5 protein-coding genes are annotated in these 7,838 nt (G+C 32.2%); 1 reads left to right on the top strand and 4 read right to left on the bottom strand.

Features of this window, described 5'->3' with window-relative positions; genetic code table 11:
- Nucleotides 1-975: 975 nt before the first annotated feature.
- From E4T68_RS07825 to trmL, 3 genes are read right to left on the bottom strand one after another with little or no spacing between them, the layout of a single operon-like run.
- A complete protein-coding gene (locus tag E4T68_RS07825; RefSeq protein WP_135125769.1) occupies nucleotides 976-2,115 on the bottom strand; it encodes a DEAD/DEAH box helicase in 1,140 nt (379 codons plus the stop codon).
- Between the two features lie 16 nt (nucleotides 2,116-2,131).
- The gene (locus tag E4T68_RS07820; protein WP_135125767.1) at nucleotides 2,132-2,974 is read right to left on the bottom strand and encodes a metallophosphoesterase; all 843 of its coding nucleotides are present in this window, start codon (nucleotides 2,972-2,974) and stop codon (nucleotides 2,132-2,134) included.
- 2 nt (nucleotides 2,975-2,976) lie between these two features.
- A complete protein-coding gene (gene trmL / locus E4T68_RS07815) occupies nucleotides 2,977-3,495 on the bottom strand; it encodes a tRNA (uridine(34)/cytosine(34)/5-carboxymethylaminomethyluridine(34)-2'-O)-methyltransferase TrmL (RefSeq protein ID WP_135125765.1) in 519 nt (172 codons plus the stop codon).
- 79 nt (nucleotides 3,496-3,574) lie between these two features.
- On the opposite strand from trmL, the gene E4T68_RS07810 reads away from it, so the two are divergent.
- Nucleotides 3,575-4,249 (top strand): YigZ family protein, encoded by a 675-nt coding sequence (locus tag E4T68_RS07810; RefSeq protein ID WP_135125771.1) that lies wholly within the window; start codon nucleotides 3,575-3,577, stop codon nucleotides 4,247-4,249.
- Between the two features lie 427 nt (nucleotides 4,250-4,676).
- Here the strand turns inward: E4T68_RS07810 and E4T68_RS07805 are convergent, their stop codons facing one another.
- Complete coding sequence (locus E4T68_RS07805; protein WP_135125763.1) at nucleotides 4,677-7,298, bottom strand: pneumococcal-type histidine triad protein; 2,622 nt, start codon at nucleotides 7,296-7,298, stop codon at nucleotides 4,677-4,679.
- Between the last annotated feature and the right edge of the window lie 540 nt (nucleotides 7,299-7,838).

Below are 7,838 nucleotides of genomic sequence, written 5' to 3'. Positions count from 1 at the left end.
TAACTTTCCCTACACATTTGGTTTGTTTCATAATGTTTAGTTTTCAAAGGGCTTGTCTCCTTGCGGCGACTTGTATATATTACCAACATCCTCTTTTTTTGTCAACTGCTTTTTTTACTTTTTTTTATTTTTTTTTGCTTTTTTATTCAAAACTGCATAATATCAACATTTATAGTATGTTTTTTGGGTAAATTTCTTTTTCTGTTGCTTATTTTTTGTAAATACAATATACGAATATTTATAATAAATGATGCCATCCACATTCGTGATAATACTGTTTTTTCTTTTCACCATTGGTTTTTTTATTTAAACCAATGATTAACCACTAACATTCTGGACTAGTTTTCTTTAATTATTTCTTTTTTTAGTAGAATTTTTTATGCATAGCAATCTAAAAACCTTATCTTTGTTACACACTATCATCATTTACTCTATCCTTTATTTCTTTTCCTTTCAATCTGTTAATATACAGCTGAAACTTTTAGAAAGCATGTTAACACAATTTCACTAGCATTATACTCATCTCTTACAGTAAAATTTCTCATAAGATTATTTTTATTCACTTAATACTCTTTCTAATTGAACAAGTAAATTCTAACACTTTATCATAATCTATTTTTCCAGAAATATCCTCTCCAGTTTGATACATTTGCCTTATTATTTCCTCACTCATCCCAAGCCTCTTACATAGTAATTGAATAATGTTTTTCACATTTATATCAGTGTTAACATATTTCTACTAAGCTAATACTTTAAAATTAAAAAACGTCTAAACTGGATGTTAAAATTTCTTCACAATAGTTACTACGCATTAAAAATGGCTTTAAATTAAAGATTTTAACTCCTAATTTAAAGCCACTTCGCTAAGTGTAATCTAGTTTTTTACAATTCATTTTGGTGTACTATACTCATCACGCTATATTGCTTACATTTGCAATTATATATAACCAAATATAATACATTTCCTAATTCTTTTTACTTATTTTTTGATTTTTTATGGTTAATTACACGTGTTTTAGTTGTTTTTGACATTAAAACACCGGAATGTAATTGATATTCATCAGCCAAAATATCTTTTGGAAGTAATGATTTATACTCTTTCAATTGTTTATCTGAAATAAAACTTATAACCAATCCACTATTTCTCATACGTCCAGTACGTCCAGAACGATGAATATATTGCGATTTCTCCCTTGGTAGATCATAATGTATAACCATAGGTAAATCAACAATATCTATCCCTCTAGCAGAAACGTCTGTTGTCAATAAAAATGTTATATCTTTACTTCTCAATTTATCTAAAGCATTTTTACGTTGCGTATGATGCATATCACTGTGTAATGTCGCCACAGAAATATTATGATATGTTAACTTTTCATATACCATAGCAAGTTCTGCAACATGTTGAAAAAAAACAAGTGCAACTGTTTGATTATTCTGTGCTATTTTTTTCAGCATATCGACACGTTTTCTTTCATCTACTAGCAAGTACCCATGTATCGCTTTATCATCTTCTTTAACGTATGTTTGAATAAGTGGTGTTGTATTAAACCATTTAGATAAGTCATAAATAATCGGTGTTTGTGTAGCTGAAAAAAAGAGAAGTTGCCGTTGTGACGGTGCACGTTTCACAATTTGTCTAATAGTTGGCAAATGTTCATCTTGGAGTAAATAGTCCACTTCATCTAACACAATTGTTTTTAATTGATGGAATTTAATTTTTTTGCTTTGCGTGGCAATATCATTCAATCTGCCCGGTGTTGCAACAATAATCTCCGGCTTTTGCTTTAATTGTTCGATTTGTCGTTTTAAATTCGATCCACCAGTTAACGTTTGTACACTTAATTCACTCCATTCTCTCCAAACATGTGCGACTTGTTGTGCAAGTTCTTGAGATGGCACCAACACTAACACTTGCAATTCACCATTTGATTCAACCTGGCTTAGCAACGGCAATATATAGGCTAAAGTTTTCCCTGTTCCTGTAGGCGAAATAGCAACAACATCTTGTTTGTTGCAAATCAAATTATAGCAACCTGATTGAACAGGCGTCATCGTTTCAAATGCACATTGCTTCCATTTATTTTGTAGTGCCAGTGATAACTGCATTTCCATAGTATTCCTCTTTTTCTTATTTTTTTGTCAATATTGCAACAACTAGTTCAGGTTTATTATTAATACGTACTGCCCATTTTTTAGGCGTCCCAATCCCACGGCTAACAACTAATAATTTATCATCTAAAATCGGATGCGAAAAAACACCTTCTGTATATTGTGGCATAGCACCTTGACTTTCTGAAAACAAGCCTCCTATACCTGGTATACGTACATGTCCTCCTCGAGCATATCCTGAAAATGTGACATCTGGGAGTTTTTCTTCTTCTGTATGATAATATAAAAACCATTCTGGATGATGTGCCAACAAAATTTTAACATCAAATGTATGCTCATCAGGTACCGAAATTCGTCTTAAATAAAGACTATCCTTAGTTTGTTGTGCAGTTGTCTCATCCAGTCCCATCACTAATATTCCAGAATTATTATGTTTATGCCATATTGTGTCATTTTCTAAATAAACCGCTCCTGCTTCTCGAACGTCTTGCTTAAATTTTTCTGGATGTTTCATTTTATATTCATGGTATCCCGATACAACATAAGTCGGAGCTATATTGACCAACCCCTGCATAAAATAGGTCAGCTCTTTTCTATCATAACTTGCTTTTGCCGTGATGACATTTCCAGTAACAACAATCATATCCGGCTTTATTTGGTTTACCTGCTTAATAAGATGAGCCACATCTAAAATCGCATTCGGAAAATGAATATCTGATAATTGTATAATTTTAAATCCTTCCAAAGCATTCGGTAAGTCTGCAATAGGAAGTTCGTAAGTTGACTTTGAAACACGTTTATTTTGAAGATAAGTAACCACACTACCTAAAGCTAATGCCGTCATTATCCATTTTCTTTTCATAATTACCACCCTAACTGTTCTGCTTTTTCCGTATTATATGTGTGAGAACGTTCTAAATGTATAAATTCTTGCTGCCGTAATGCTTCATATAACACAATAGCAACGGTGTTTGATAAATTTAATGAGCGAACATGTTCATCATTCATCGGAATACGAATGCATTGTTTTTCATAAAGTTTCATAAATTCTTCTGGAAGCCCAGTTGTTTCTTTCCCAAAAATAAAGAAATTATCTTCATTCTGATTGAATTTTATATCACTGTACACCTGTTTAGCAAATTTGGTAACTAAATAAAGTGGTTTATTGCCTAAAAAAGTTAAAAAATCATTCAAATTATCATGGTATACAATGGAAACATCGTGCCAATAATCTAGTCCTGCACGTTTTAATTGTTTATCGTCCGTTGAAAAACCTAATGGCTTAATTAAATGTAGCACAGCATTTGTTCCTGCACATGTGCGTGCAATATTTCCAGTATTTGCAGGAATTTGTGGTTCAAACAGTACAATATGATTTGTCATACTTCTCTCCTATTGCCTTATAATGTTATTTTCATTATACTTTAAAGTAGACAAAGTTTCAAAAATTTGATTGGAGATTATTATGCAAGAATATAAACAAATCGCTCGTGACGGATCCGCTGAAATAACTATCAAAGGCTCTCGGTTTATTTGTCATTTAAAGCGTGTCAATGATGAACAAGACGCCTTACAATTTATTCAACACATAAAAAAAGAACATCGCAAAGCTACTCATAATTGCTCTGCTTATCTAATCGGAGAAACTGACTTAATCCAACGAGCACATGATGACGGTGAGCCTAGTGGTACAGCCGGGGTGCCTATGCTAGAAGTATTAAAAAAACAAGAATTGCACTATATTGCAGCCGTTGTCACGCGCTATTTCGGAGGCACTAAACTTGGTGCTGGAGGATTAATTCGTGCATATTCATCTTCCGTATCATTCGCCTTAAATCAATTAGGCATTATTAGACACACCAAGCAAGCTATTGTTCATATCACACTCGAGTATGCTCAAGTAGGAAAATTTGATTACTTTCTGACACAACATACCTACGAATTAATCCATACACACTATACTCAACACGCGACTTATGTCTGTGGAGTACTCAGCCAAGAATTAGAACAATTTATTCAAACTGTTCAAAATCTTTTTAATGGAAAAGTACAGATTGAACAAGTAGATGAGAAATATGTTGATTTACCTTTATCACATGAACCACTCAACATTTCTGATGATCTATTTAACGACTAATGATATATTCTCATGAGCTTACAATGAATATAAATCATTAACGATGCATTATTCCATTCACTATTTCAGATAATCATTTTCTGATATGCTTTTATATAACTTTTGGAGTATTTATTATAAACTACACCTGCATAAACAGAACTTAATATTGTTAATTCAGAAATACTAATCGCCATTTAACATTGTTTTATAGTTGACTGCACTGTGCAACTTTTATCACATATACTTTTTTAATAAAAACATCTAAATACTCGCACAAAAACTGTACAGTCAATTATGTTCTCTAACATCTTCGACAGCTACTGGCTTTCTCTAAGAAATAATATAACATACGAGTTATTAATATTTCCTCTCTAGATTAAAAGAGTAGGGACAATATCTTTTCCATTGCCCTTACTCTTTTCAATTTCTATAATTATTCTATATGTTAGTTACGTGGTTTATTTATATCATCATCTTTATTAAAAGCATTTGCTTCTAATTCTTTATCTTGCTCTTTATTTTCTTCATGCTCACGTGGATCACCCACTTGATTTGTTTCATCTGTATATTCTTGTGAGTTTTCCACGCTAGCTTCAAGAGTGCTTTCTGTTGTCTCTTGTATTTCTTCTAAAACATGCTCTTCTTTTACTGCAACAGCTTCATCATGATCTACAGCAGATGATTTAAATTCATTATCTTTAGACTCTACAGTATTAGATACTGGTTCAAATTGAACATAATAAACTTTAGATTCGCTCACAACAGCTTCATCAGCTGGAAGTGGAGTAACTAATTTAGCCTCATACCCAGCATCTGCTACAAAATTTGGAAAATCGTATTTGACATCTTGCCATTTTGATCCTTTTCTGACAATATAGGTCAGAGTTTTTCCACTATCTAAAAATGTTTCTAAATTCCCTTGTCCACTTGATACAAATGCAATAGACACATATTTTTCTTTATCGTAAGGCATTGAACTATCATTTGGATGTGGACGATTTCTATCTCCCTCATCAAGTGGCTGACTTGAATTAGCTGGTGTATACGGTCCAATAATTAAGGAAGTAACGCCAAATTTCGCCCAAATAATAGATGATGTAACTTTTTCATCTAATCGAGTTGACAGGTCAGTTGAAAATCCATTAAATTCATGCCACTCTTCTGCACGGGTTTGTGGAAGCGTTAAACCACTTGCAAAAGCCTCTCTCCATGTGAGCCCTTGCTTAACTAAATAGAAAGCATGTTTTGTCTGTTGCCCATTAATTAATAACGTTCCATTAAATAATGCATGGAAATTAATGGCAACATAATCATTTAGATCAACTTGATCTGTTCCTTTAATCTCTTGTGTTGTTGACGGTCCTAAAATATTTGGCGTATTTTTGTATTTTTCTAATCTAAATTGTGCTCCAAAAATACGTGCATAATCAACAACACCTTCTGTTGGAACATCGTACGTCCAACTCTTAAAGTAATATTCGTCCATTGGTTGTACTTTCGGAACTTGAACAGTCGTTGAAACCTCTTGCCAAGGAATATTTTTTAGCACTAAATACACTACACCATCAGTCAATTGATCATTAAGAGTTAAATGTCCTACTTTTTCTCGTCCATTCGGAAAAGCTAAAAATCCAACAATATGGTAATTATTTATATCATTAACATTGATGTTTGGATAACGTTTTAAAATCGCTTCTTTATTCAACAATTCATCTCTAGTCACTGCAAATGGTCCAATAATTCTTTGTGCTTCATTTGGAATAGTACCATCATCTTTCTCTTCTTCAATATGATGATCATGATGATGTGTTAAAGGTTTTGTTGAATCAATTTTTTCATAATGGTAATGATGTCCATGTGGATAAATAATTGCATTATGTTCTTCATCCACTTTTATTTGATTACGTGTTAAATTGTACTTTTGCATAATTTCAGCAATACGTTGTTCAAGAGAACTTTGTGTTTCATTTGATGTTGTATCCTCTTGCTTTGGTGTATCGTCTGTTTTTGGCACACTTGAATCTGTATCATCTTTTTGTTTATTGTCCTCATGATCGTTATCGTGGTGATCATCATGATGTTCATCTTCTTCATGAGAATGGTTATGATGTGCATCACCTATTTTTTCATAGTGATAGTGATTGCCATGTGGGTAAATAATACTTTCTTCTTGTTCGTTCACAATAATTTGCTCACGTGTCAAATGATATTTTTGCATAATTTCAACAATACGTTGTTCAAGAGGACTTTGTGTTTCATTTGGTGCTACCTCATTCTGTTTTTGCGTGTCATCTACCTGTGAAACATTGGATTGTGTATCATTTTTTTGTGTATTGTCGTGAGTGTGGACATTAATATCATGATGATTATGGCTTTCATGATGTTCATCATCTTCATGAGAATGGTCATGATACACCTCACCTATTTTTTCATAATGATAGTGATTACCATGTGGATAAATAATACTTTGCTCTTGTTCATTCACCATAATTTGCTCACGTGTTAAATGATATTTTTGCATAATTTCAGCAACACGTTGCTCTAATGGACTTAAGCTTTGATTAGTATGCCCCTGTGTATGATTGTGTCCCTCTGAATCGACATGATGTGTTGAAATTTGAGAAGTTTGTGTACTTGGATTACCATTTTTTTTATAAATAAAATGATAATGATCTCCATGCTTAACAACATAGCCTAAAGCATTTTCTTCCACAATATCCGTAGGATTAAATGTATAGCCATCTTCTCCAGACATATCAATAAGCTCATATATAGCATCTTGTGGGACTTGTCCCATTACAAAATGATAATGATTGCCATGTTTTTTCAAATAACCATTTTCAAATACTTGTCCAACAATAATAGGTTCTTTAGTTGCTTTTAGAGCATTTGCGATTTCCTCGTATTCCTTAGATGTTCTTGAAAACTCTGTTGTCACATTTTTCCGACTTGACGATATTTGTTGTTGCACAAGCGAATTGTCTGGCTGTTGTTGCATGAATAAATAAGTTCCTGAAACTAATAAAGTTGCACTTAATGTGCCTGCTGCAATGAGCTTTTTGTTCATATAAAGAGTATCCCTTCTTTTTTAAATCGTAATTATTACGTTTTAAATTATACAAGAGTTTTTCAAAATGTCAATCACTTCCATGTAATTTATACGTCACACTTTTCTATTTTTTGTATTTATAACACCTATTCTTTTCTTTGTACAAGTCATTTATAAAGGAACGTCATGTTATTAAACACTTGTTCTAACTGGAAAAAACACGATTAAACAGTCAAAATAGTCCACCTTATTTAAACTACATTAAACAATAGATGAGCAAAAGAGAAGATATACATTGTCTAATGATCAATTAACGATTTTCATTATAAATTCGTCTTTCTATATCAAAAAATCAATCCCGTGTTGTAAAATGAAGTGCAACAAATAAAAATAAACAAAAAAACATGAAAATCAGCTATACTAAAGTTGCTAAACCAAATAGATAGGAAGATTTTCATGTCTGAAGTACATTATACCACAAAACGACACTATAAACACTTAAGTGATAAAGAAAGAAGTCAAATTGAAATATTATTAAACGAGGGCTATACTATTTCA

The organism is Granulicatella sp. WM01, assembly GCF_004570605.1.
In the GTDB taxonomy this organism is placed as follows: domain Bacteria; phylum Bacillota; class Bacilli; order Lactobacillales; family Aerococcaceae; genus WM01.
The sequence above is the reverse complement of the archived record's forward strand: the minus strand, read 5'-3'. Positions and strand labels throughout refer to the sequence as shown.